Here is a 25,313-nt window from a genome sequence, read left to right on the forward strand (position 1 = left end):
TGGGGGTTCCTCTCAGGAAGTGAGGGCGCGCAGGTGGTCGCGCAGCCCGATGCCGAATGCCGTGGGGGTGCCGTCGTACGAAGTGATCAGCGCGGGACCGGAGTTGCAGTTCCAGGTGTTCCAGGTCCAGCCCAGGTACGAGAGGCCGCGGTCGTCGAACCACTTCATGACGCGGTCGACGAACGCGTGTCCGCAGGTGTTCTCACCGATCTCGCCCGCGAGCAGGGGCACTTGGGCGGCCACGGGGGCGAGGGTGGTGTTCCAGCACGCCTCGTCGGAGCAGGTGTTGAAGTTGTAGACGTGCCAGGCGGCGGCCAGATTGCCCGCCGGGTCCGTGGGGCGGTACGCGAGCCACTGGCTCAGGTCGTTGGAGTACGCGAGGCCCGGGACGAGGACGAGGTTCTTCGCCCCCGTGGTGCGGACGGCGTCCACCAGGTCCTGCATGCCGGCGACCTCGTAGCCGATGCCGGGGCAGCTGCCCCCGTCGCGCCAGCAGGTCCACGCCTGTGCCGCGGTGGAGGTCGCCCGGTCCGGATAGGGCTCGTTGAACAGGTCGAAGACGACCCGCCCGTCGTTCTTGAAGGTGTTCGCGACCGAGGTCCAGAACGCCGGCGTGTACTGGGCGTCCGGCATCGGCTTCTGGCAGGAGGCGTGCACGTCGGAGCAGCCGGAGGAGTTCCCGGTGTACTGGCCGTGGGTCCAGTGCAGTTCGACCACGGGGGTCATGCCGTGGGCGAGCACCCTGGCCACCAGGTCCTTGACGGCGGCGACGTAGTTCGCGCCCCGGTACTCGGGCTTGATGTTGTCGAGGCCGAGCCAGCACTCCTCGTTGAGGGGGATGCGGACGGTGTTGGCCTTCCAGCCGGCGATGGCCTGGACGGAGGCGTCGTCGACGGGGCCGTCGAAGAAGCCGTAGCCCTGGACGCACATGAACTCGCCGCCGGAGCGGTTGACGCCGAGGAGACGGCGGGTGGCGCCGTTCTGGTCGGTGAACCTGTTGCCGGAGACGGTCAGTTCCGGCGCGCCGGTGACGGGGGTAGGGGGTGTCGTCGGCGGCGTGGTCGGGGGAGTGGTCGGTGGGCTCGTGGGGGTCGTCGGGGGAGTGGTGGGCGGGCTCGTCGGGCTGGTCGGGGTGGGGGTCGGTGCCGGCCCGTCCGTGTTGCAGGGCGTGCCGTTGAGCGTGAACGCGGTGGGTGCCGTGTTGGCGCCCGTCCAGGAGGCGATGAAGCCACCGGAGACCTTCGCGCCCGTGCCGAGGGCGCCGTTCCAGCTCTCGTTGACGACCGTGACGGACGCGCCGGACTGTGACCACTTTCCGCCCCAGCCCTGACTGACCGCCTGGCCGGCCGGGAAGTCGAAGCTGAGGCTCCAACTCGACAGCGCGGCACTGTTGTTGGTGACGGTCACGGCGCCCTGGAAGCCGCCGGCCCACTGGCCGACGACCGAGTACTCCACCGTGCAGACGGGTGCGGCCGAGGCTCCGGCGGCCGTACCCACGACGGCGACAGCGGTGCTCGCCATCGTCAGCGCCGCTCCTGCGAGCAGCGCGGAAAGACGTGCGGGATGTCGCATGAGCGAGTCCTCACAGCGAGGGCACAGCCCTGACGGTGTGCCGACTGGATGGAATCGCTCCCACTGGGTCGGGGCAGACCGTAGCGTCAACGACCGCCAAGGAAAAGAGGAGTTGAGTAAATTCCTCGGGTTTTGACTTCGACTTCCTCACACATCTTGACGGGGTAGGGACCCAACTGCACAGTGGGAGCGCTCCCACTGGTTCAAGGCTTGTCTGTCGCACCTTCGAGCTCTTCGCATCCCCACCTTCCGAGCCGCGAGGAGAACCACCCCATGGCATCCCTCCGACAGAGAACGCGAACACGACGGCGCCTGACCGCGCTGGCCGCCTCGCTCGCCCTCCCCCTCGGCCTCACCGCCGTCGGAGCCACCACGGCCCAGGCCGCCGCCGTCCAGTGCAGCGTCGACTACAAGACCAACGACTGGGGTTCGGGCTTCACCGCCGAACTCACGCTCACCAACCGGGCCGCCGAGCCCCTGAACGGCTGGACGCTGACGTACTCCTACGCCGGCGACCAGAAGCTCACCAACGGCTGGAGCGGCGTCTGGTCGCAGTCCGGCAAGAACGTCACGGTGACCAACGCGTCCTGGAACGGCACCCTCGCCGCGGGCGCCGCCACCACCACCGGCGCCCAGTTCACCTACAGCGGCACGAACGCCGCCCCCACCGGCTTCGCCGTCAACGGCACCACCTGCTCCGGCGCCCATCCGCCCCCGGTCGCGGTCCTGACCAGCCCGGCCCCGGGAGCCGTCTACACCGAGGGCGACGCGGTGCCGCTCGCCGCCACCGCCGCCGCGGCCGACAGCGCCACCGTCGGCAAGGTGGAGTTCTACAGCGACACCACCCTCCTCGGCACCGACACCACCGCGCCCTTCACCTACAGCGCGAGCGGTCTCGCCACCGGCGCCCACTCCCTCTACGCCAAGGCCTACGACAGCCTCGGCGCCTCCGCCGAGTCCGCCCCCGTCGGCATCACCGTCGCCGCCGGACCCGCGCTCGTCGCCTCCCCGACCCAGCTCGGCGTACGGCAGGGCTCCACCGGCACCTTCGACCTGAAGCTCTCCACCGCCCCCACGGCCAACGTCACGGTGAGCGTCGCCCGTACCTCCGGCAACACCAACCTCACCGCGACCCCGGCGAGCCTCACCTTCACCCCGGCGAACTGGAACACCGCCCAGAAGGTGACCGTCGCCGCCGCGGCCACCGGCACCGGTTCCGCCGTCTTCACCGCGACCGCCCCCGGCCACGCCAAGGCCGAGGTCACCGTCGCCCAGCTGGCCGCGGACTCCACCTACGACGCACGCTTCCTCGACCTGCACGGGAAGATCACCAACCCGGCCAACGGCTACTTCTCGCCCGAGGGCATCCCGTACCACTCCGTGGAGACCCTGATCGTCGAGGCCCCCGACCACGGGCACGAGTCGACCTCGGAGGCGTACAGCTACCTCATCTGGCTCCAGGCCATGTACGGCAAGATCACCGGCGACTGGACCAAGTTCAACGGCGCCTGGGACACCATGGAGAAGTTCATGATCCCGACCCACGCCGACCAGCCCACCACCTCCTCCTACAACGCCTCCAAGCCGGCCACGTACGCGCCCGAGTGGGACCTCCCCTCCCAGTACCCGGCGAAGCTCGACTCCGGGGTCGCCTCCGGCTCCGACCCGATCGCCGCCGAGCTCAAGAGCGCCTACGGCACCGACGACATCTACGGCATGCACTGGATCCAGGACGTCGACAACGTCTACGGCTACGGCAACGAGCCCGGAAAGTGCTCCGCGGGACCGACGGCGACCGGCCCCTCGTACATCAACACCTTCCAGCGCGGCCCGCAGGAGTCCGTCTGGGAGACCGTCACCCACCCCACCTGCGACAAGTTCGCCTACGGCGGGAAGAACGGCTACCTGGACCTCTTCACCGGGGACTCCTCGTACGCCAAACAGTGGAAGTTCACCGACGCCCCCGACGCCGACGCCCGCGCCGTCCAGGCCGCCTACTGGGCCGACCTCTGGGCCAAGGAGCAGGGCAAGGGCTCCCAGGTCGCCACGACCGTCGGCAAGGCGGCCAAGATGGGTGACTACCTGCGGTACGCCATGTTCGACAAGTACTTCAAGAAGATCGGCGACTGCGTCGGCCCGACCGCCTGCCCGGCCGGCACCGGCAAGGACAGCGCCCACTACCTGCTGTCCTGGTACTACGCCTGGGGCGGCGCCACCGACACCTCGGCCGGCTGGTCCTGGCGCATCGGCTCCAGCCACAACCACAGCGGCTACCAGAACCCCCTGGCCGCCTATGCCCTGAGCTCGTACGCCCCGCTCAAGCCCAAGTCGGCGACGGGCGCGGCGGACTGGGCGACCAGCCTCGGCCGGCAGCTGGAGTTCTACCGCTGGCTCCAGTCGGACGAGGGCGCCATCGCGGGCGGCGCCACCAACAGCTGGCAGGGGCGGTACGCCACCCCGCCGGCCGGCACCCCCACCTTCCACGGCATGTACTACGACGAGAAGCCCGTCTACCACGACCCGGCGTCGAACCAGTGGTTCGGCTTCCAGGCCTGGTCGATGGAGCGGGTCGCCGAGTACTACCAGCAGACGGGTGACGCCAGGGCGAAGACCGTCCTCGACAAGTGGGTCTCCTGGGCCCTGTCGAAGACCACGATCAACCCCGACGGCACCTACCGCGTCCCCTCCACCCTCCAGTGGTCCGGCGCGCCCGACACCTGGAACGCGGCGAGCCCCGGCGCCAACGCCGGACTGCACGTCACCGTCGCCGACTACACCGACGACGTCGGCGTCGCCGCCGCCTACGCCAAGACCCTCACCTACTACGCGGCCAAGTCCGGCCACGCCGAGGCCAAGCGCGTCGCCAAGGCCCTCCTCGACGGCATGTGGAAGCACCACCAGGACGCCCTGGGCATCGCCGTCCCGGAGACCCGCGCCGACTACAACCGCTTCGACGACCCCGTGTACGTGCCGAGCGGCTGGACCGGCGTCATGCCGAACGGCGACGCGGTGAACTCCTCGTCGACCTTCGCCTCGATCCGCTCCTTCTACAAGAACGACCCGGCCTGGCCGAAGGTCGAGGCCTATCTGGCGGGCGGCGCCGCCCCCGTCTTCACCTACCACCGGTTCTGGGCCCAGGCGGACATCGCCCTGGCCATGGGCTCGTACGCGGAGCTTCTCGAATAACAGCCCGCCCCGCGAGAGCGGGCTCCGCGTACGACGAGGCCGGGCGGCCCCCTTCCACGGGGGACCGCCCGGCCTACGGTCATGTCGGGATCGCCGGCTCGGGATGCCGTTTCGCCGATCCATTGACGGCCGGTGGCTCCCCTCCTACGTTCTCGTTCGGACATACGGCCACCGGTCGATATTTCGAACGCCTCCAACGAGAGGGAATCGCGTGTCACTTCACGAGCCCGCCGCCCGCTTCGCCCTCGACCCCGACTTCACCGTCGGCCCGGTCGACCCCCGTCTCTTCGGCTCCTTCGTCGAGCACCTCGGCCGCTGCGTCTACACCGGCCTCCACGAACCCGGCCACCCCGCCGCCGACGAGGACGGGCTGCGCACCGACGTCCTGGAGCTCGTCCGCGAGCTCGGCGTCACCGCGATCCGCTACCCCGGCGGCAACTTCGTCTCGGGATACCGCTGGGAGGACGGCGTCGGCCCCGTCGAGCAGCGGCCGCACCGGCTCGACGTCGCCTGGCGGTCCACCGAGACCAACCGCTTCGGCCTGAGCGAGTTCATGGCCTTCCTGCGCAAGCTCGGCCCGCAGGCCGAGCCGATGATGGCGCTCAACCTCGGCACACGGGGCATCACCGAGGCCATGGACCTCGTCGAGTACGCCAACCACCCCGGCGGCACCGCACTCTCCGACCGCCGCATCGCCCACGGCGACAAGGACCCCTTCGGCATCCGCCTGTGGTGCCTCGGCAACGAGATGGACGGCACCTGGCAGACCGGCCAGAAGACCGCCGAGGAGTACGGCCGGCTCGCCGCCCAGACCGCCCGGGCGCTGCGCCAGATCGACCCCGGGCTCGAACTCGTCGCCTGCGGAAGCTCGGGGCGCGGCATGCCGACCTTCGCCGCCTGGGAGGCCACCGTGCTCGCGGAGACGTACGAGGTCGTCGACCACGTCTCGCTGCACGCCTACTACGAGGAGACCGACGGCGACCGCGACTCCTTCCTCGCCTCCGCCGTCGACATGGAGGCCTTCATCGAGGAGGTCGTCGCCACCTGCGACCACGTCGGCGCCCGGCTGAAGTCCCCGAAGAAGCTCACCCTCTCCTTCGACGAGTGGAACGTCTGGTACCAGCGCCGGCCCAACCCGCATCCGGTGGAGGACTGGCAGGAGGCCCCGCGCCTCCTGGAGGACGTCTACACCGTCACCGACGCCGTGGTCTTCGGCAGCCTCCTGATCGCGCTGCTGCGCCACGCCGACCGGGTCGCGGTCGCCTGTCTCGCCCAACTGGTCAACGTGATCGCCCCGATCATGACCGAGCCCGGCGGTCCCGCCTGGCGCCAGACGACGTTCTTCCCCTTCGCCCAGGCCTCGCGGTACGGCCGGGGGACCGTGCTCGACGTGCGCGTGGCCTCACCGACCTACCCGACGGAACGCTACGGGGACGTGCCGCTGCTGCACGCCACGGCGGTGCGCGGAGAGGACGGCACGGTGACGGTCTTCGCCGTCAACCGTGGCCGGAACACGTCCCTGCCCCTGGAGGTGGCGCTGCGCGGTCTCGACCTGAGCCGGGTCGTCGAGCACAGCGCGCTCGCCGACGCGGACCCCGAGGCCCGCAACACCCTCGACGCACCGGAGCGGGTGGTGCCGCACGCGGTGGAGGGCACGTCCCTCGAGGGCGGGGTGCTGCGGGCCGTCCTGGAGCCGATGTCCTGGAACGTCATACGGCTGGTCTGACACTCCGGCTTGAATCCTTTCAGGAACCTCCCCGGCTGGCGCTCCGCGAAGCGCTTCGAACGATCGTGTCCGAAGCGTTGACGGGACTGAACGGCGAACCTACCTTGTCCCAGCAAGCGCTTTCCTGAAACGTTCTAATCACGCGCGGAGGACGAACTGTGCGTACTCAAGGCAGTGTTGACCGGCGAGGTCTGCTCAAGCTCGCGGGCGGGTCCGTCGCGGCCCTCGGTCTGACCGCGGCGGGCTGCGGTACCGGCTCCGGATCCGGGGACGGCACCGTCACCCTCCGGTACGCATGGTGGGGCTCCGACGACCGGGCCAAGCGGATCAACCAGTCGATCGCCCTCTTCGAGAAGAAGTACCCGAAGATCAAGATCAAGACCGACTTCCAGCCGTACGCCGACTTCTGGAAGAAGTTCAACACCCAGGCGTCCGGCGGCAACGCGCCGGACGTCTTCCAGAACGCCATCGGCTTCCTCCGCAAGTACGACGCGAAGAACGTCCTCCTCGACCTGCGCGGGCAGGCCGAGGCGGGCAACCTCCGCCTGGAGGGGTTCCGGGCCGGCCTGGAGAAGTTCGGCGAGGTCGACGGCAAGCTGCTCGGCATACCCGTCGGCAGCAACTCGATGGCCCTCGTCGTCGACCAGGCAGTCTTCACCAAGGCCGGCGTCACCCCCAGGCCCGGCTGGACCTGGGACGAATACCACGCGGCCCTCGCCAAGATCCACGACAGCCAGGGGCGGGCCGGCGACGCGGGCCCGTACGGGATCATGTACCTCTACGACCTCTACCTGCGCCAGCACGGCAAGGCCTTCTTCACCGCCTCCGGGCTCGGCTTCACCGAGGCGGACCTCACGGACTGGTGGACCAAGGCGTTCGAGCGGGTGAAGTCCGGTGTCTACGCCGACCCGAGGAAGACCATCCAGGCCAAGCCGAAGTCCGCCGTCACCGCCGAACTCGCGGCCGGCGAGTTCACCTGGGACAACTTCTCCGTCCGCTACACCGCCGAGGGCAAGAGCCGCTACGGGCTCGCCCCCATCCCCACCACCGACGGCCACAAGACCGGCCAGTACCTCGGCTCCCTCATGCTCAGCGGCTCCCGGCGCACCAAGCACCCCGAGGAGGTCGCCCAGTTCATCGACTTCATGGTCCACGACCCCGAGGTCGGCAAGATCATGGGCTACGACCGGGGCGTCCCCGCCACCGAGGCCCAGTACCGGGCGTACGTGCCGACCGACGAGGTCGGCAAGGGGATCGCCGCGTACGAGAAGCAGCTCGTCGAGTCCCGCGTCCTGGAGCCCATCACCCCGCACCCGGCCGGCGCCGACGTCTGCGAGGCCGCCTTCCTGCGGCTCTCCGAGGAGATGTCCCTGGGCGAGCGGCCCGTCGCGGACGCGGTGAAGCAGTACTTCACCGAGGCGAAGACGGCGCTGTCCTCCTGATGGGCGCCGCCGTGACTTCCGTACCGGATTCCGCGCGGCCGGACACCCCGCCGGACGGCGGGCGCCCACGCGGCGCCGTGCGGTTCGGAGGGGCGCCCGGGGAGAGCCGCACCGGCGGGGCGCGCGGTCCCCGCGGCACCGGCGGGGCGCGCCGCGAGAACCTCGCCGGATACCTCTTCATGTCCCCCTGGATCGCGGGCTTCCTGCTCCTCACCGCGGGACCCATGGTCGCCTCGCTGTACTTCGCCTTCACCGACTACAACCTCTTCGACGCCCCGCAGTGGATCGGCCTCGACAACTTCACCGAGATGTTCGGCGACCCCCGCTGGCGGACCTCCGTCGAGGTCACCGGCCGGTACGTGGTCATCGGCACCCCGCTGAAACTCGCCGCCGCGCTCGGCGTCGCCCTGCTGCTCAACCAGAGCCGGCGCGGACAGGGCTTCTACCGGGCCGCGTTCTACGCGCCCTCGCTCGTCGGGGCCAGCGTCTCCATCGCCATCGTGTGGCGGGCGCTCTTCTCCGACGGAGCCGCCGTCGACCGTACGCAGCAGTTCCTCGGCCTGGAGGCGGGCGGCTGGATCGGCGACCCCGACCGGATCATCTACGCCCTGGTCGCCCTCACCGTCTGGCAGTTCGGCGCGCCCATGGTCATCTTCCTCGCCGGACTCAAGCAGGTGCCGCGCGAGCTGTACGAGGCGGCGCAGGTCGACGGGGCGAGTCCCTGGCGGAGGTTCTGGCACATCACCCTGCCGATGATCTCGCCGGTGCTCTTCTTCAACGTGCTCCTGGAGACCATCCACTCCTTCCAGATCTTCGGCTCCGCCTACATCATCGGCAGCCAGGGCAACGCCTGCGGGCCGGCCGACGGCACCCTCGTCTACACCTGTTACCTCTACATCCAGGGCTTCGAGAACAGCCGGATGGGCCTCGCCTCCGCCATGGCCTGGATGCTGCTGCTCGCCGTCGGCCTGGTGACGGCGGTCCTGTTCTGGTCCCAGCGGCGCTGGGTGCACTACGAGGAGGGGGGCCGATGAGCCTCGCCACACGTGCTGTCGGTGAGTCGCGCAGGGCCGGCTCGGTCGCCTGGCACCTCGGAGCCCTCGCCGTCCTCGCGGTCATCCTCTACCCCGTGGTGTGGGTGATCGGCGGCTCCTTCAAACCGAACGGGGAGATCGTCGGCAGCCTGAACCTCCTGCCCACCGATCCCGTCACCGACAACTACAGGCGCCTCGCCGACGGGATCGCCGACATCCCCCTCTCCACCTTCTTCGGCAACTCCCTCTTCCTGGCCGTCGGTTCGGTCGTCGGCGTGCTGATCTCCAGCTCCCTCGCCGCGTACGCCTTCGCCAAGATCGGCTTCGCCGGACGCGGACTGCTCTTCACCCTGATGATCGGCACGCTGCTGCTGCCGTACCACGTGCTGCTCATCCCGCAGTACGTCCTGTTCCAGAAGCTGGAACTCGTCAACACCTACACGCCGTTGCTGCTCGGCAAGTACCTGGCCACGGACGCCTTCTTCGTCTTCCTGATGCTCCAGTTCATGCGCGGACTGCCGAGGGAGCTCGACGAGGCGGCGCGGCTCGACGGCTGCGGGCACCTGCGGACGTACTGGTCGATCGTGCTGCCGCTGTGCCGGCCGGCGCTCATCACCAGCGCGATCTTCACCTTCATCAACGCGTGGAACGACTTCCTGGGCCCGCTGATCTACCTCAACGAGCCCGAGAAGTACACGGTCTCCCTGGGCCTGAAGATGTTCGTCGACCAGGACGGCGTCGCCAACTACGGCGGCATGATCGCGATGTCGCTCGTGGCGCTGCTCCCCGTGATCGCGTTCTTCCTCGCCTTCCAGCGCTACCTCATCGACGGCATGGCCACGTCGGGGCTCAAGTGAGGGGCGAACGCTTCCGGGCGGCCTTCGGCGTCTTCGCGGAGAGCCTCCTCGTCGGGGTCTGGGTCGGCCTCGCGGCCCTGCCCCTGGTGACCCTGCCGGCCGCACTCGCCGCCGGGGCGGCGCACCTGCGGCGCTGGACGCGCGGCGAGGCGTCGGGCCTCCGGTACTTCGCGGCGGATCTGCGGGGGGCGCTGGGGGGCGGGGGGTGGGGGGTCGGGCTCGGCTGTCTCGCCGTACTCGCCCTGGTAGGGGCGGACCTCATGCTGGTACGGGCGCTGCCGGTGCCGGGCGGGCGGCTGACGGGGGTCCTCGCGATCCTGGTCGCACTCTGGCTGACGGTCACCGTCCTCCGGGCGGCCACGGCGTGGCGCGCGTCGCTGCGCTGGCGGGTCCTGCTCGGCCCCGCCGCCCGGCGCGCGCTGTTCGACCCGGCGGGGTCCCTGCTGATGGTGTGCGGTCTCGCGGTCATCGTGGCTTCGGCGTGGCTCTCGGCGCCGCTGGCGGTGCCGGCGCTGGGGGTTCTGCTGGCGGCGACCTTGGCGGCCGAACGCCGAGGGGCCTGTCCGTCACCCTGACCGGCCCCGTTCTGAGCCTGCGCTCGCCAAGTTGTGGGCACGCCTTCCGCCCCGTTGTGGGCAGGCGTTCCGCAAGGGGCGGAACGGGTGGGCGCAACGGAACGGCGCCCGTGCCGGCGCCAGAGGCTCCCGCGCCGTGACCCGCACCACCCGCTCGGTGCACATGGGGTTCGGGTCCAGGCGCGGAACGCGGAGGCGCCGCTGAAGGGCGCCGTCCCGTGTGCCCACCCTCCCCCCAGCTCCCGGCTTCGCTCGAGCAGGGGGGACCCCCATCGCCCCCGCGAAACGATTGCCCACACGGGGGCGGACCGGGGCACCGCCCGGCCCGAGCGCGGACCGACCGGCCGCGGGGGCACCGCCCGCCCGGGCGCGGGATCCACACGGGCGCGGGCCCACACGGCGGGGCGCCGCCCGCCCCGGCGCGGGTCCCGCAGAAGAGCTATCCAACCCCCAACTCCACCCAAGGAGTCCCATGTCATCCCTCCCTCGTCGTTCCCTCCTCAAGGCCGTCGCCGTCGCCGGTGCCACCGCGCAGTTCGGTTGGGCTCTCGGGCGTGGAGACGCCCAGGCCTTCGCCGTGTCCGCCGAGGTGCCCGTCGCCGATCGGCCCGCGAGCATCGCCTGGCTGGAGCCCGGTGGGCTCGGGGCCGCCGCCGGGTCGACCTTCGGCGTGGCCTGGCCCAAGGGCGTTCACCCCGCCGACCAGGCCTTCGCGCTCACCACCGCCGACGGAGCCCCCGTCCCCGTGCAGACCTGGACCACCGCCCGCTGGCCCGACGGTTCCCTCAAGTGGACCGCGCACGCCGTCGGTCCGGAGGCCGCCGGCGCCGAGCGGTTCAGTCTCGCCCCGGGGACCCCGGCCGCCGCCGCGAAGACCGTGGCCGTCAGTCAGACCGACCGCCGTATCACCGTCGACACGGGGACCGTCCGGGCCGTCGTCTCGAAGGACGGCGGGAAGCTCGTCGAGTCCGTCACCCGTGACGGCGTGAAGATCGCGACCGACGGCCGGCTGGTCCTCCTCCGGCAGAGCGACCTCGACGACGGCGACCAGGGCAACGCCAAGTGGGAACGGTTCGACGGCGAGATCACGGGAGCCGTCGTCGAACAGGACGGGCCGGTACGGGCCGTGGTCCGCGTCGACGGCAAGCACCGCAAGGGAAACCGCAGTTGGCTGCCGTTCTCCGTGCGGCTCTACTTCTACGCCGGGTCGGAAGCCTTCCGGATGGTGCACACCATCACCTACGACGGCGACCAGAACAAGGACTTCATCCGCGGCCTCGGCGTCCGCTTCACCGTCCCCCTGCGCGACGCCCCCTACGACCGTCACATCCGCCTCGCCGGCGAAGGCGCAGGCTTCCTCACCGAGGCCGTCCAGGGCATCACCGGCCTGCGGCGCGACCCCGGCGCCGCCGTCCGTACCGCCCAGGTGAAGGGCGAGAAGCTGCCCGACCCCGCCACCTGGGACCAGCGCGTCACCAGTCGGCTGCAGTACGTCCCCACGTGGGGCGACTACACGCTCTCCCAGCTCTCCGCCGACGGCTTCGGGATCCGTAAGCGCACCAGTCCCGGCCACGGCTGGATCGCCGCCGGCGGCGGCCGCCGGGCGGGCGGTTTCGGCTACGTCGGCGGTGTCACCGGCGGACTCTCCTTCGGCCTGCGGGACTTCTGGCAGAAGCACCCCGCCCAGCTCGACATCCGCGGCGCCGCCGGTGACGCCGCCGAGGTCACCCTCTGGCTCTGGTCGCCCGAGGCGCAGCCGATGGACCTGCGCTTCTACCACGACGGCATGGGACAGGACACGTACCCCGAGCAGCTCGAAGGCCTCAACATCACCTACGAGGACCACGAGCCCGGCTTCGGCACCCCCTACGGCATCGCCCGTACCAGCGAGCTGATGTTCTGGGCCAACGCCGCCACCCCCACCGCCGGCACCCTCGTCGCCCAGGCCGCCGCCGTCCGCACCCCGCCGCAGCTGGCCGCGAGCCCCGAAGACCTCGTGCGCGCCCGGGTGTTCGGCGGACTGTTCTCTCCCGTCGACCGCTCCACCCCGGCGAAGGCGAGGATCGAGGACCACCTCGACTTCCTCTTCACGTACTACAAGGACCAGGCCGAGCAGCGCCGTTGGTACGGCTTCTGGGACTACGGCGACATCATGCACACCTACGACGAGGACCGGCACCAGTGGCGGTACGACGTCGGCGGCTACGCCTGGGACAACTCCGAACTCTCGCCCGACCTCTGGCTCTGGTACGCCTACCTGCGCTCCGGCCGCGCCGACATCTTCCGCTTCGCCGAGGCCATGACCCGCCACACGGGCGAGGTCGACGTCTACCACCTCGGCCGGTGGGCCGGCCTCGGCACCCGCCACGGTGTGCAGCACTTCGCCGACAGCGCGAAGCAGCAGCGGATCTCCACGGCCGTCTACCGCCGCCCGTACTACTTCCTCACCGCCGACGAACGCGTCGGCGACCTCATGCACGACCAGGTCGACTCCGACGAGACCTTCCTCGTCCTCGACCCCATCCGCAAGATCCGCACCGAGCCCTACACCCCCGACCGGCACGCCCTCTCCGTCGGCTTCGGGACCGACTGGAGCGGCCTCGCCGCCGCCTGGATCACCGAGTGGGAGCGCGGCGGCCCCAAGGCCGCGAAGGCCGAGGCCCGGCTCCGCTCCACCATGGAGACGATCGCCGCCCAGCCCAACGGCTTCGTGCAGGGCACCGGCCTCTACGACCTCGACACCGGGCGTTTCGCGATCGCCGACAAGCCCGTCGTCGGCGTCTCGCACCTCTCCGCTATGTTCGGCCTCGTCGAGATGTGCGCCGAACTCATCGACCTCGTCGACATGCCGGCGTTCAAGAGCGCCTGGCTCGACTACTGCCGCTACTTCAACGCCACGAAGGCCGAGCAGGCGGCGCGCTACGGGCAGAACTTCGGCACCCTGCTCCTCTTCCAGGGGCACTCGCGCCAGGACGCCTACGCGGCTTCCCAGTTGAACGACGCCAAGCTCGCCCAGCGTGCCTGGGCGAAGTTCGACCGGAGCGACGGCTACACGGCGGCCATGGTCTGGGACAAGACGCCCGTCCAGGGCTCCGCCGCCCTCGAACCCGGCTACGAGCACCTGGGGATCAGCACCAACACCACCGCACTGTTCGGACTCGCCGCCATCCAGAACCTCGCCCTCGTCGGCGACCACCTTCCCGAGTGAGGCCCACGATGAGAACAGCAGCCCTGCTCGCCACGGCGGCGACCCTGCTCGGGACGCTCGCCGCGGCACCCGCCGCCCACGCCGACGGCCCCTTCGGCCAGGGCCTGGACCACTGCGCCCCGACCGGCACCGGGTCGCTCGCCTGCCACTTCGACGTCGCCCCGGGTACGTACGACGTGACCGTGACCCTCGGCGGCGAGAGCGCCGGGGCGACCGCCGTCAGCGGCGAGACCCGGCGGGCCCTGCTCGCCGAGACCGCCACCGGGGCGGGGGAGCGGCTCCGGCGCTCCTTCACCGTGGACGTCCGCGACCCCGAGGGAGAGCCCACCGGGGCCGCCGGCAGCCCGGGCCTCGACCTGGTCCTCGGCGGGTCCGCCCCGCGCGTGGCCGCCCTTCGGGTCACCCCGGCCCCCGCCGCCCGGCGGCTCTTCCTGGTCGGCGACTCGACCGTCTGCGACCAGCCGGGCGATCCGTACACCGGCTGGGGCCAGATGCTGCCCGTCCACCTCCGGCGGGGCGTCGCCGTCGCGAACCACGCCGACTCCGGCGAGAGCACCGTCACCTTCCTGGCGAACCCGGCGCTCTTCGACCGCGTGGAGGCGGAGATCCGGCCCGGGGACCCGGTCCTGGTCCAGCTCGCCCACAACGACAAGCAGACCGACGCGGCGACCTACCGGGCCAACCTCACCACCCTGGTCGAGCGGGTTCGGGCCAAGGGCGGCGAACCCGTCCTCGTCACCCCCGTCGTCCGCCGCTGGTTCAACGCCGACGGCACCCTGAACAACGGCATCGCCCTGCTCGTCAACGGCCTCGGAGTGGACCACCCCGCCGAGATCCGGGCCCTCGCCGCCTCGCTCGGCACTCCGCTGATCGACCTCACCGCGCTCACGAAGGCACGGGTCGAGGAGCTGGGGCCCGAGGCGTCGAAGGCGCTGTACCTGACGGCGGAGAAGCGGGACAACACCCACACGTCGCCGCGCGGGGCCACGGAGTACGCGACGCTGGTCGCGGCCGAACTGCGAACCCAGGGCGTCCTGCCGCCCGCGAGCTTCCGCTAGGAAGAGAACTGCCGGACGTCGCGCTTCGCCTCCGCCCGTCGCGGGCGGCTGCTTTCCCCCGGACTTGGCCCCGGGCGGAGCGGGGTGCGACGTGAGGGTTCGGCAACACCCGCGCAATACGAAACACCGTGGAAACTTCCGTGTACGCAACGCGAAATGCGACGCCACGAGGCTCTCCCCAACCCGTAGGAGGAGACCCTCGATGCCCCTGGCCGCCGCACCCCGGCTCGACACCGGCGACACCGCCTGGCTGCTCGTCGCCACCGCGCTCGTTCTGCTGATGACCCCCGGCCTGGCCCTGTTCTACGGGGGCATGGTCCGGACGAAGAGCGTCCTCAACATGCTGATGATGAGCTTCGTGTCGATCGCCCTCGTCACGGTGGTCTGGCTGGTCGCGGGCCACTCGCTCGCGTTCGACGACGACGCCTTCGCCGGTCTGATCGGCGGCGCGGGGCACCTCGGCCTGGCGGGCATCGGTCCGGACAGCCTCACCGGCACGGTTCCCACGTTCCTCTTCAGCACCTTCCAGCTGACGTTCGCGATCATCACGGCGGCGCTGATCAGCGGTGCGGTCGCGGACCGCACCCGATTCGCGGGCTGGCTCGTCTTCGTGCCGGTGTGGACGCTGCTCGTATACGTTCCCGTGGCGCACTGGGTGTGGGGTCCCGGCGGCTGGATCGCGCACTCGCTGGGCGCCCTCGACTTCGCGGGAGGACTCGTCGTCGAGATCGCTTCGGGCGCGTCCGGCCTCGCGCTGTGCCTGGTGATCGGCCCGCGCATCGGCTTCAAGAAGGAGGCGATGCGGCCGCACAACCTGCCGATGGTGCTGCTCGGCGCAGGGCTCCTCTGGTTCGGCTGGCTCGGCTTCAACGGCGGTTCGGCGCTGGGCGCGAACGGCCTGGCCGCCGCGTCCCTCCTCAACACCCTGGTCGCCGGGTGCACCGGCCTGCTCGGCTGGCTCTTCGTCGAGCAGCGGCGCGACGGCCACCCGACCACGTTCGGCGCGGCGTCCGGCGCGGTCGCGGGGCTCGTGGCCATCACGCCGGCCTGCGGGGTCGTCGCGATGCCCGGGGCGGCGGCGGTCGGTCTCGCCGCCGGCGTCGTCTGCTCGTACGCGGTCGCCTGGAAGTTCCGCTTCGGGTACGACGACTCGCTCGACGTCGTGGGCGTGCACTTCGCCGGCGGTGTCATCGGCACGCTGCTGATCGGCCTGTTCGCGACCTCGGAGATGACCGGCGGCAAGGAGGGGCTGTTCTACGGCGGCGGGCTCGGCCAGCTCGGTCGGCAGGCCCTCGCGGTGGCGGCCGTGGCGGCGTACACCTTCCTCGTCACCTACGGGATCGGCAAGGTTCTCGACCGGGTGATGGGACTGCGCGCCTCCGCCGAGGAGGAGGTGACGGGACTCGACCAGACGGTGCACGCGGAGACCGCCTACGATCACGGCGTGCTCGGCCACGGTGGCGCGCCGCTGCACACCGCGTCCCCCGTCACCTCGCTCGTCAAGGACAGGAAGCCCTCCGCATGAAGCTGATCACCGCGATCGTCAAGCCGTTCCGCCTTGACGAGGTGAAGAACGCCCTCCAGGAACTCGGCGTCAACGGCCTCACGGTCACCGAGGCCAGCGGCTACGGGCGCCAGCGCGGGCACACCGAGGTGTACCGGGGCGCCGAGTACCGGGTGGACCTGGTCCCCAAGGTCCGTATCGAGGTCGTCGTCGAGGACGCCGACGCGGAGCCGGTCGTCGACGCCATCGTCCGTGCCGCCCACACGGGCAAGATCGGCGACGGCAAGGTGTGGGCGGTGCCGGTGGAGACCGTGGTGCGCGTCCGCACGGGACAGCGCGGCCCGGACGCGCTCTGACGTACGGACCGGGCGGGGGAACCGTTCCGGAACGGTGGGACCTCTCCCGGGCGGTCGCGACGCCGAATCCATGCGCACACGCATAACCGTGCCGCCCGCACGGTATATACGCCCGCATATGCGCCGCTATCGCCACCCGTGCGTCACCGACCTGGCCTCCTGGGGTGGCGCCGAGCCGAGGAGGACCCCATCGCCGGAACCCCACCGCAGCCCCACTCGGCGGACGCTCCGGGAAGCCAGCCTCAGGAAGCCGACCTGCTGCGGACCATGCTGCGGCGACCCGAATACCGCAAGGGTCTGGTCTTCTCAGGGCTGATCGGCGTTCCGGTGGCACTCATCGCCTTCTGGTTCCTCGTGCTGCTGCACCAGCTCGAACAGTTCGTCTGGACGGACTGGCCCAGGGACCTGGGCTGGAAGCAGGCTCCCTGGTGGTGGGGGCTCGTCCTGCTGCCGGTCGCCGGCCTCGTCGTCGGTCTGGTGGTCGCACGCCTTCCCGGCCGGGGCGGGCACATTCCGGCGGGCGGGCTGCATGCGGGAGGGGTCACGAAGGCGGCGCTGCCCGGTGTCGTCCTCACCGCGGTGGCCGGTCTTCCGCTGGGCGCCGTCCTGGGGCCCGAGGCACCGCTGATCGCCCTCGGCGGGGGGCTGGCGCTGTTCTTCGCCGGCCTGGCCCGGGCACCGCAGACCGAAGCGAGCACGGCGCTGCTCGGCGCCGCGGGGGCGGCAGCGGCCATCTCCGCGCTCTTCGGGAACCCCCTGGTCGGCGCCGTGCTGCTCATGGAGGTGGCCGGGGTGGGCGGACCCCAGCTGTTCGCGGTGATGCTGCCCGCCCTGCTGTCCAGCGGCGTGGGAGCGCTGATCTTCACCGGGTTCGTCCACTGGACGGGACTGGAGACGGGAAGCCTGGACATCGGTCTGCCCGAGCCGCCACCCCTCGACGTGCCGGACGTGCTGTGGGTGCTGGTGGTGGCGCCCGCCGTCGCGTTCGTCGTCCACGGGACGCTCGTGGGCGGTCGGTTCGCGGCACGCTTCGTGGTGAGCCGGGTCGTACGGAACACCGTTCTGTGCGCGGCGGGCGCGGCGGTCTGCGTCACGCTCTACGCCGTCACCACCGGCCGCTCACCGGCCGAGGCTGCCCTGTCCGGCGAGGCCACGCTGACCGACCTGGCGCAGAACCCCCACGCCTGGTCGGTGGGAGCCCTCGTCGCGGTGCTGGTCTTCAAGGGCCTCGCGTACGCGCTGTGTCTGGGCAGCCTCCGCGGCGGCCCCGTCTTTCCCGCCCTGTTCCTGGGCGGGGCGACCGGAGTCCTGCTGGCCCCGCTGCCGGGCCTGGGTCTGGTGCCGGCGATGGCGGTCGGCATGGCCGCCGCGGTGACCGCGGCCCTGCGGCTGCCCGTGAGCGGCGTGATCCTGGTCGTGCTCATGCTGGGGAACGACGAGACGGTGGCCCTGGTGGTGCTGGCCGCGGTCCTGTCCTTCGTCGTCACCGAGCTGCTGCCGCAGGGCCCTCGCATCCCCGCGTTCGGCGAGCGGCCGCCCGGGCGAGGGACCCCCGCCTCGCCCGAACGCCCGTGAGCCACCGGGGGCAGGCCACCCATCGCCCCTCCGGGACCGGGGTGCGGGCGGGAGCGCCCGGGACACCGGAGTCCTCACGGTCCGTCTGGACAGCTCGTCGAGCCGCCGCTTAGGGTCGGGAGCCGTATCGTCGGGCGGCCGCCCGGAACACCGGGAACCGTCCAGGAGCAGGCACGTGGTCACCCTCGCGGATGTCGCCCGCCACGCCGGCGTCTCGGCCAGCACCGTCAGCTACGTGCTCAGCGGGAAGCGCTCCATATCCGCCCCCACCCGCGAGCGCATCCAGCAGAGCATCGACACCCTCGGCTACCGGCCGCACGCCGGCGCCCGCGCGCTCGCCAGCAGCCGGACGAACATCCTCGCGCTGATGATGCCGCTGCGCACCGGCCTCTACGTCCCCGTGTGATGGAGATCGCGATGGCCGTCACCACCACCGCCCGCTCCCACGGCTACGACGTGCTGCTGCTCACCGGCGAGGAAGGCCCCGAGGCCGTCCGCCGCGTCGAGGGCAGCGCCGTCGCCGACGCGATGATCGTCATGGACGTCGGGCTCGACGACCCCCGGCTCCCCTTCCTCCAGGAGGCCGAGCGGCCCTCCGTCCTCATCGGCCTGCCCGCCGAGACGGCCGAGGCCGCCGACGCCACCGGACTCGACTGCGTCGACCTCGACTTCGAGGCCGCCGGAGCGCGCTGCGTCGAGCACCTCGCCGGACTCGGCCACACCCGGATCGCCGTCCTCGGCGAGCCGCCCGCCGTGTACGAGCGGGGTACGGGCTTCGCCGCCCGCACCCTCACCGGACTGCGCGCCGCCGCCGCGGCCCACGGTGTCGGACTGCTCCACCGCCCCGTCGGTGGCACCTACGCGGCCGTCGCGGCCGCCGTCACCCGCGTCTTCGAGGAACGCCCCGGCACCACGGCCCTCGTCGTCCAGAACGAGGCCGCCGTCGAACCCCTCCTCGCGCTCCTGCGCCACCAGGGCCGCGCCGTGCCCGAGGACGTCTCCGTCGTCGCCATCTGCCCCGACCAGGTCGCCGTGCACGCCTCCGTGCCGCTCACCGCCGTCTCCGTACCCGCGAGGGAGATGGGCCGCCTCGCCGTCGAACGGCTCGTCGCCCGCCTCGCCGGTGAGGCCCCGCGCGGCACGGAGCTCATCGCGCCCCACCTGACGGCCCGCGCGAGCACCGGCCCCGTCTGCCGCACCGAGGACCCCCGTGATCCCGGCGGGCGCTGACGCCGACGACAGCGCGACGGAGTTCCGGGCCTTCTTCGAGCGCCACTACGCAGAACTCGCGCGCCTCGCCCATCTGCTGACCGGCGAGACCGACGCCGCCGACGACCTCGCCGCCGACGCCATGCTCGCCCTCTGGGACCGCTGGGACCGGGTCCGCGCCGCCGACCACCCCGCCGCCTACGCCCGGGGCGTCGTCGCCAACCTCGTCCGCACCCGCATCCGCGGCACCGTCCGCGAACGGCGCCGGATCGCCGCCTTCTGGGACCGCCGCCCGGAGCACACCGAGGATCCGGACGTCCCCGCCGTCGTCGACGTCCGCACCGCGCTGCGCGCCCTGCCCTTCCGCAAGCGCGCCTGCGTCGTGCTCCGGCACGCCTTCGACCTCTCCGAACGCGACACCGCCCTCGCGCTCGGCGTCTCCGTCGGCACCGTCAAGAGCCAGACCGCCAAGGGCATGAAGGAACTCCAGCGGCTGCTCGGCGACGGGGCCGCCACCGAACTCGCCGCGGGGAGGCGCTGATGGACGAGGCACAGCTCCGCCGCGAACTGCGGGAGGCGGCGCTCGCGCACCGGCCCGACCACGCCCGCATCCTCGCCCGCGTGGAACGCGGCCTCGCCGCGCCCGCCCCGGCCCGTCGCCGCACCCGCCTGGCGCGCCCGTGGACCGGCCTCCGCCGCCGCGCCCTGGCCCCGGCCCCCGTGGCCGGCCGCCGCTGGGGCGTGGTCCTCGCCGTCACCGCGGCCGTCGCCGGGGTCGTCGGCATCGGCGGGCTCGCCGTGACCACCCGGGAGGACCGTCCGGCCGGTCCCGCCGCCACCCTGCCGGCGCCCGGACCCACGGCACGCGCGGCCGGGACCCTGGACCCGGGAAGCAACCGCTGGTGGGCGCAGAGCGACCTCGCCCTGACCACGCAATCCCCGGTCGCCGGCCTGACCGTCGAGCTGCGGATCGCCCGCACCCCCGGCGTCGTGAGCACGGGACACTGGCGCACCCGCCCCGCCGAGGACTTCACCGTGACCGTCACCGAGGAGGCCCGGGACCTGGTCTACCGGTGGACGCTCAAGCCGGGGCGTACGGTGCCGCCCGGACCCCACACCTTCGCCGCCCAGTACAACCACGCCGAAGGCGTACGCGACGCCTCGGCCGACACGTACCGCATCCTCCTGACCGGCCCCGACGGGGGCCGCACCACCCTCCGTGGCGGCTTCGGCCCCGGCGGGAACTGAACGACTTGCGGTTGACGCCGCGTCAACCCCTACGTTCTTCGAACGGGGCCGGACACACCGGCCCCGGCGAAGGAAGGACACCGTCATGGCCTGGTCGATCGCGGACGTGGCCCGGATGTCCGGGGTGACCTCCCGGACCCTGCGGCACTACGACGAGATCGGTCTCCTGGAGCCCGCGTGGACCGCGAGCGACGGGCACCGCCACTACGAGGAGCCCCAGTTGCTGCGCCTCCAGCAGATCCTGCTCATGCGGGAGCTGGATCTGGGCCTGCGCGAGATCCGGGAGGTCCTGGACAGCGGGGCGGACCGCGTGACGGTCCTGCGCGAGCACCACGCCCGGCTGCTCGCGGAGCGGGACCGGCTCGGCACCCTGGCCCGCACGGTGGCCCGCACCATCGCCGAACTCGAGACGAGCGAGGACGAGCACATGGTGGAGATCAACCGACCCGAGAACCTCTTCGAGGGCTTCCAGCCGGACCCGGAGCTGGAGGCCGAGACCCGCGCGCGCTATCCGCAGGCGTACGAGCAGTCCCGGCAGGCCGTCGAGGCGCTGACGCCGGAGACCGCCGAGCAGTGGCAGCGCGAGGTCACCGCCCAGATGATCCGGTTCGCCGAGTTCATGGCCGGCGGCACGCCCGCCGACGACCCGGCGGTGCAGGCCGAGGTGGACGCCCACTACCGGGACGTCTGCCGCTTCTGGACCCCGAACGCCGAGGCGTACCGGGGGCTGGCCAGGACCTATGTCGAGGACCCCCGGTTCCGGGAGAACTTCGACCGGATCGCCGTCGGCCTCGCCGAGTACGAGTGCCGGGCGATGACCGTCTACGCGGACACCCGGCTGAGCTGAGCCGGAGCGGGACGCCCGCGACTTCGTGCCGGCCCCCTCTCGCCCGTGCGGCGGAGGGGGTCGGCCCGGCGGGCGATCCGACGGCGGCCGCGACAAGGTAGTGACAGGGGCACGACAAGCCGCGACACTTGTGACGCGCGTAGAAGTGACACGCGGGGAACACCTCCCGGTTTCCTCCGCGCAATCCGCCGCCACTACAACTTCCCTGCCGCCGCGTGGTGTTCCCCCACACACCCCGACGGCGGTACTCCCGCGACGACCCCTCCACAACCCCGCGCGAAGGGACCTCCCATGACCGTCCGTCACATAACCGCCCGAGGACGCCACACCGGCCTGCTCGCCGCCACCGCCCTCGTCGGCTCCCTCACGGCCGGCCTCCTCGCGCTTCCCGCGCACGCCGCCACCGTCACGATCGCCGCCGTCCAGGGCACCAAGCGGCTCTCCCCGTACAACGGCCAGCAGGTCACCGTCACCGGCATCGTGACCGCGATCCGCTCCACCGGAAGCTCCCGCGGGTACTGGATCCAGGATCCGGTCGGCGACGGCAACGCGGCCACCAGCGAGGCCCTTTTCGTGTACACCGGGTCCACCACCCCCTCCACCAAGGCCGGCAACAGGGTCACGGTCCGGGGCACGGTCTCCGAGTACTACCCCGGCGGCACCGCCGAGGGCGGCCAGTCCGTCACCGAACTGACCTCCGCCACGATCACCTCCACCCTCTCCACCGGCAACGCGCTGCCCGCCGCCTTCACCCTGGACGCGGCCTCCGTCCCGGACGCCTACGCCCCCGACGCCGGCGGCGGCTCCATCGAGGGCCTCACGCTCGCCCCGTCCACGTACGCGCTCGACCGGTACGAGTCCCTGGAGGGCATGCGCGTCCAGGTGAGCGGGGCCCGGGTGGTCGGCGCCACCACGCCCTACGGCGAACTCTTCGTGACCGCCGAGCCCACCGAGCACCCCACCCCGCGCGGCGGCACCGTCTACGGCTCGTACGCCTCCCAGAACGCCGGCCGGGTGAAGGTCGAGTCGCTGCTCGCCACCGCCTTCCCCGTCGCCGACGTCGGCGACGTGCTCGGCGGCACGACCGCGGGACCGCTCGACTACGACAACTTCGGCGGCTACGGCATCCAGGCCACCACCCTCGGCACCCTCACCGACAACGCCCTCGCCCCCGAGACCACGCGGGCGCAGACCGCGGGCGAGCTCGCCGTCGCCACGTACAACGTCGAGAACCTCGACCCGACCGACCCCCAGACCAAGTTCGACCGGCTCGCCGCCGGGATCGTCGACAACCTCGCCTCGCCCGACATCGTGGCCCTGGAGGAGGTCCAGGACAACAACGGCGCGACGGACAATGCGGTCGTCGCCGCCGACCAGACCTACGCCAAGCTCATCGCCGCCGTCTCCGCCGCGGGCGGCCCGGCCTACCAGTACCGCCAGATCGACCCGGTCGACGACCAGGACGGCGGCGAGCCCGGCGGCAACATCCGCGTCGGCTTCCTCTACAACCCGGCCCGCGTCGGCTTCACCGACCGCCCCGGCGGCACCTCCACCACCGCCGTCTCCGTCGTGGACGACGGCGGCACCGCCGCCCTCTCCGTCTCGCCCGGCCGGATCAACCCGTCCGACTCCGCCTGGAACGCCAGCCGCAAGCCGCTCGCCGGCGAGTTCACCTTCCAGGGGAAGACCGTCTTCGTCGTCGCCGACCACTTCACCTCCAAGGGCGGCGACCAGCCCCTGTACTCCCGCTTCCAGCCGCCCGCCCGCTCCTCGGAGACCCAGCGAGGCCGGCAGGCCGGCCAGGTCAACGGCTTCGTGAAGCAGCTCCTCGCCGTGCAGCCCTCCGCCCGCGTCGTGGTCCTCGGAGACCTCAACGACTTCGAGTTCTCGAACACCGTGACCACGCTGGCCTCAGGCGGCGTCCTCACCCCGCTCGTGAACAGCCTTCCGGCCGGCGAGCGCTACACCTACGTCTACCAGGGCAACTCCCAGGCCCTCGACCACATCCTGACCAGCCCGGCCCTCACCTCGTACGACTACGACATCGTCCACGTCAACAGCGAGTTCGCCGACCAGGCCAGCGACCACGACCCCCAGGTCGTCCGACTGGTCCCCTGAGCGGGGCGGCCCGGGCGGCAACCCTTCGGCACCCGGCGGCGACCTAGGGGCACAGGACCGCACGCCGTCGAAGGAGCCGCACACCGATGAGCCCGAACGACACCCCCGCACACCCCCTCCGCCGCCGCACCCTCCTCGGTGCGGCGGCGGCCGGGGCCGCCCTCGCCGCCGTCGGCACCACCGCCCGCGCCGCCGGGTTCGGCTGGAGCGACGACGGCAGCCAGTACGTCGTCGACACCGGCGCCGGACTCGTGTTCAAGGTCTCCAAGTCGACCGGCGACCTCACCTCCCTCGTCCACAAGGGCAAGGAGTACGAGGGGTACGGCGGCAAGCACTCGCACGTCGAGTCCGGTCTCGGCGCCTCCACCGTCACCCTCGCGCAGACCGGCTCGACCGTCCTCGTCACCGTCGTCCACGGCACCCTCCGCCACTACCTGGCGGCCCGCGCCGGCCTCAACAACGTCTATCTGTGGACCGACAAGGCCGACACCTCCGTCACCGCCACCCGCTTCATCGCCCGCCTCAAGCCGGGGATCTTCCCCAACGAGGGATCCGACTCCTGGGTCGAAGGCGCCGACACCGTCATCGAGGCCGGGGACGTGTGGCAGCGGACGGACGGACAGACCCGCTCCAAGCACTACTCCGGCGTCCGCGTCATGGACTACACCCACATCGGGTACTCCACCGGCTCCGTCGGCCTCTGGATGGTCCGCTCCAACCACGAGAAGGCCTCCGGCGGGCCCTTCTACCGCTCGCTGCTCCGCCACTCCAACGAACTCGGCGTCGGGCTCTACGAGATCCTCCACTACAACCAGTCGCAGACCGAGGCGATGCGCTTCGGTCTCCAGGGCCCGTACGTCCTCGCGTTCACCGACGGCGGCGCGCCCGACCCGGCGCTGTACGCGGCGAACCACGACACCTCCTGGGTCGACGCCCTCGGCATCCCGAACTGGGTGGGCGCCGCCGGACGCGGCCGGGTCGCGGGCGTCGGCCTCGCCGGCATGGACCCGGACCACCCGTACACCGTCGGCTTCGCCAACGCCGACGCCCAGTACTGGACCGGCGCCGCCGCAGGCACCGGCGCCTTCTCCTGCCGGGGCATGCTGCCCGGCACGTACACCCTCACCGTGTACAAGGGCGAACTCGCCGTCCACACCACCACGGCGACCGTCACCGCCGGGACCGCCACCGCCCTCCACACGATCACCCTCGCGAACGATCCGAGCACCGCCCCCGCGATCTGGCGCATCGGCGACTGGGACGGCACCCCCGCGGGATTCAAGAACGCGGCCCTCATGACGCACGCCCACCCCGCCGACGTCCGCGCCGCGTCCTGGACCGGGAACGTCGTCCTCGACGGCGGGGACGTGTCGTCCTTTTTCCCCTGCTACCTGTGGAAGGACGTCAACGACGGCGTCCTCGTGTACTTCAGGCTCACCGCCGCCCAGGCGGCCGCCGCGCACACCCTGCGGATCGGCGTCACCACGGCCTTCCTCAACGGCCGCCCGCGCGTGACCGTCAACGACTGGGTCTCCGCGATCCCCTCGCCCCCGACCCAGCCCTCCACCCGGTCGCTGACGAACGGCTCCTACCGGGGCAACAACCACACCTTCACGTACGTCGTCCCCGCGAGCGCCTGGAAGACGGACCCGAGCCAGTACAACGTGCTCAGACTGAACATCGTCAGCGGCTCCACCGGCACCGGGTTCCTCAGCCCGGCCACCGCGATCGACTGCGTCGACCTGCTGCCCTGACGCCCGCTCCCGCCCTTCACATCGCCGGCGCGTCAATCGCCGTG

The 25,313-nt window shown here is 71.8% G+C and carries 17 protein-coding genes and 1 pseudogene; 17 read left to right on the plus strand and 1 reads right to left on the minus strand.

All coding sequences use genetic code 11. The features are described 5' to 3' along the window. Window positions 1-12: 12 nt before the first annotated feature. On the minus strand, window positions 13-1,572 hold the full coding sequence (locus tag ABT041_RS02485; protein WP_351177741.1) for a cellulase family glycosylhydrolase: 1,560 nt from the start codon (window positions 1,570-1,572) through the stop codon (window positions 13-15). 273 nt (window positions 1,573-1,845) lie between these two features. Between ABT041_RS02485 and ABT041_RS02490 the strand changes: the two genes are divergently transcribed. The 17 genes and pseudogenes from ABT041_RS02490 to ABT041_RS02570 all read left to right on the plus strand — a co-directional run bounded on the left by ABT041_RS02490 (window position 1,846) and on the right by ABT041_RS02570 (window position 25,269). Next, window positions 1,846-4,758, plus strand: a complete 2,913-nt coding sequence (locus tag ABT041_RS02490) for a glycoside hydrolase family 48 protein (protein ID WP_351177744.1) — start codon at window positions 1,846-1,848, stop codon at window positions 4,756-4,758. Between the two features lie 211 nt (window positions 4,759-4,969). After that, window positions 4,970-6,484: an arabinosylfuranosidase ArfA gene (arfA, locus tag ABT041_RS02495; protein ID WP_351177747.1), complete on the plus strand. Its 1,515-nt coding sequence runs from the start codon at window positions 4,970-4,972 to the stop codon at window positions 6,482-6,484. A gap of 158 nt (window positions 6,485-6,642) precedes the next feature. Next, window positions 6,643-7,926, plus strand: a complete 1,284-nt coding sequence (locus ABT041_RS02500) for an ABC transporter substrate-binding protein (RefSeq protein ID WP_351177750.1) — start codon at window positions 6,643-6,645, stop codon at window positions 7,924-7,926. Next, window positions 7,926-8,960 carry a carbohydrate ABC transporter permease gene (locus ABT041_RS02505; RefSeq protein ID WP_351177753.1) on the plus strand — a complete coding sequence of 345 codons (1,035 nt, stop codon included), beginning with the start codon at window positions 7,926-7,928 and terminating at the stop codon, window positions 8,958-8,960. Before ABT041_RS02500 ends, ABT041_RS02505 begins: the two co-directional genes overlap by 1 nt. Continuing rightward, window positions 8,957-9,817 carry a carbohydrate ABC transporter permease gene (locus ABT041_RS02510; RefSeq protein ID WP_351177756.1) on the plus strand — a complete coding sequence of 287 codons (861 nt, stop codon included), beginning with the start codon at window positions 8,957-8,959 and terminating at the stop codon, window positions 9,815-9,817. The genes ABT041_RS02505 and ABT041_RS02510 overlap by 4 nt, the downstream gene beginning before the upstream one ends. Further along, the gene (locus tag ABT041_RS02515; RefSeq protein WP_351177759.1) at window positions 9,814-10,392 is read left to right on the plus strand and encodes a hypothetical protein; all 579 of its coding nucleotides are present in this window, start codon (window positions 9,814-9,816) and stop codon (window positions 10,390-10,392) included. The genes ABT041_RS02510 and ABT041_RS02515 overlap by 4 nt, the downstream gene beginning before the upstream one ends. 472 nt (window positions 10,393-10,864) lie before the next feature. Then, the gene (locus tag ABT041_RS02520) at window positions 10,865-13,600 is read left to right on the plus strand and encodes an exo-rhamnogalacturonan lyase family protein (protein ID WP_351177762.1); all 2,736 of its coding nucleotides are present in this window, start codon (window positions 10,865-10,867) and stop codon (window positions 13,598-13,600) included. Window positions 13,601-13,608: 8 nt separating this feature from the next. Next, complete coding sequence (locus ABT041_RS02525) at window positions 13,609-14,658, plus strand: rhamnogalacturonan acetylesterase (protein ID WP_351177765.1); 1,050 nt, start codon at window positions 13,609-13,611, stop codon at window positions 14,656-14,658. Between the two features lie 202 nt (window positions 14,659-14,860). Beyond that, the gene (locus tag ABT041_RS02530; protein ID WP_351177768.1) at window positions 14,861-16,183 is read left to right on the plus strand and encodes an ammonium transporter; all 1,323 of its coding nucleotides are present in this window, start codon (window positions 14,861-14,863) and stop codon (window positions 16,181-16,183) included. Then, entirely contained in the window at window positions 16,180-16,518 is a 339-nt protein-coding gene (locus ABT041_RS02535; RefSeq protein WP_351177771.1) for a P-II family nitrogen regulator, read from the plus strand. The genes ABT041_RS02530 and ABT041_RS02535 overlap by 4 nt, the downstream gene beginning before the upstream one ends. A gap of 267 nt (window positions 16,519-16,785) precedes the next feature. Continuing rightward, window positions 16,786-18,093, plus strand: a complete 1,308-nt coding sequence (locus ABT041_RS02540; RefSeq protein ID WP_351177774.1) for a chloride channel protein — start codon at window positions 16,786-16,788, stop codon at window positions 18,091-18,093. 175 nt (window positions 18,094-18,268) lie between these two features. After that, window positions 18,269-19,323, plus strand: a pseudogene (locus ABT041_RS02545) (LacI family DNA-binding transcriptional regulator). Next, window positions 19,304-19,843: a SigE family RNA polymerase sigma factor gene (locus tag ABT041_RS02550; RefSeq protein WP_351177777.1), complete on the plus strand. Its 540-nt coding sequence runs from the start codon at window positions 19,304-19,306 to the stop codon at window positions 19,841-19,843. Before ABT041_RS02545 ends, ABT041_RS02550 begins: the two are co-directional and overlap by 20 nt. Next, window positions 19,843-20,550 carry a hypothetical protein gene (locus ABT041_RS02555; protein WP_351177780.1) on the plus strand — a complete coding sequence of 236 codons (708 nt, stop codon included), beginning with the start codon at window positions 19,843-19,845 and terminating at the stop codon, window positions 20,548-20,550. The genes ABT041_RS02550 and ABT041_RS02555 overlap by 1 nt, the downstream gene beginning before the upstream one ends. 85 nt (window positions 20,551-20,635) lie before the next feature. Next, on the plus strand, window positions 20,636-21,397 hold the full coding sequence (locus ABT041_RS02560) for a MerR family transcriptional regulator (protein WP_351177783.1): 762 nt from the start codon (window positions 20,636-20,638) through the stop codon (window positions 21,395-21,397). Window positions 21,398-21,688: 291 nt separating this feature from the next. Continuing rightward, window positions 21,689-23,515: a DUF8508 domain-containing protein gene (locus ABT041_RS02565; protein ID WP_351177786.1), complete on the plus strand. Its 1,827-nt coding sequence runs from the start codon at window positions 21,689-21,691 to the stop codon at window positions 23,513-23,515. Window positions 23,516-23,601: 86 nt separating this feature from the next. After that, window positions 23,602-25,269 (plus strand): rhamnogalacturonan lyase B N-terminal domain-containing protein, encoded by a 1,668-nt coding sequence (locus ABT041_RS02570; RefSeq protein ID WP_351177789.1) that lies wholly within the window; start codon window positions 23,602-23,604, stop codon window positions 25,267-25,269. Window positions 25,270-25,313 lie beyond the last annotated feature (44 nt).

The organism is Streptomyces sp. NPDC002825 (assembly GCF_040295385.1).
Classification (GTDB): Bacteria; Actinomycetota; Actinomycetes; order Streptomycetales; family Streptomycetaceae; genus Streptomyces.

What these genes read in the sequence shown, in the direction of transcription:
- ABT041_RS02555 (WP_351177780.1), top strand. Translation starts at nt 19,843, where the DNA reads ATGGACGAGGCACAGCTCCGCCGCGAACTGCGGGAGGCGGCGCTCGCG.
- ABT041_RS02510 (WP_351177756.1), top strand. Translation starts at nt 8,957, where the DNA reads ATGAGCCTCGCCACACGTGCTGTCGGTGAGTCGCGCAGGGCCGGCTCG.
- ABT041_RS02560 (WP_351177783.1), top strand. Translation starts at nt 20,636, where the DNA reads ATGGCCTGGTCGATCGCGGACGTGGCCCGGATGTCCGGGGTGACCTCC.
- ABT041_RS02570 (WP_351177789.1), top strand. Translation starts at nt 23,602, where the DNA reads ATGAGCCCGAACGACACCCCCGCACACCCCCTCCGCCGCCGCACCCTC.
- ABT041_RS02490 (WP_351177744.1), top strand. Translation starts at nt 1,846, where the DNA reads ATGGCATCCCTCCGACAGAGAACGCGAACACGACGGCGCCTGACCGCG.
- ABT041_RS02565 (WP_351177786.1), top strand. Translation starts at nt 21,689, where the DNA reads ATGACCGTCCGTCACATAACCGCCCGAGGACGCCACACCGGCCTGCTC.
- ABT041_RS02535 (WP_351177771.1), top strand. Translation starts at nt 16,180, where the DNA reads ATGAAGCTGATCACCGCGATCGTCAAGCCGTTCCGCCTTGACGAGGTG.
- ABT041_RS02520 (WP_351177762.1), top strand. Translation starts at nt 10,865, where the DNA reads ATGTCATCCCTCCCTCGTCGTTCCCTCCTCAAGGCCGTCGCCGTCGCC.
- ABT041_RS02540 (WP_351177774.1), top strand. Translation starts at nt 16,786, where the DNA reads ATGCTGCGGCGACCCGAATACCGCAAGGGTCTGGTCTTCTCAGGGCTG.
- ABT041_RS02485 (WP_351177741.1), bottom strand. Translation starts at nt 1,572, where the DNA reads ATGCGACATCCCGCACGTCTTTCCGCGCTGCTCGCAGGAGCGGCGCTG.
- ABT041_RS02530 (WP_351177768.1), top strand. Translation starts at nt 14,861, where the DNA reads ATGCCCCTGGCCGCCGCACCCCGGCTCGACACCGGCGACACCGCCTGG.
- ABT041_RS02525 (WP_351177765.1), top strand. Translation starts at nt 13,609, where the DNA reads ATGAGAACAGCAGCCCTGCTCGCCACGGCGGCGACCCTGCTCGGGACG.
- ABT041_RS02505 (WP_351177753.1), top strand. Translation starts at nt 7,926, where the DNA reads ATGGGCGCCGCCGTGACTTCCGTACCGGATTCCGCGCGGCCGGACACC.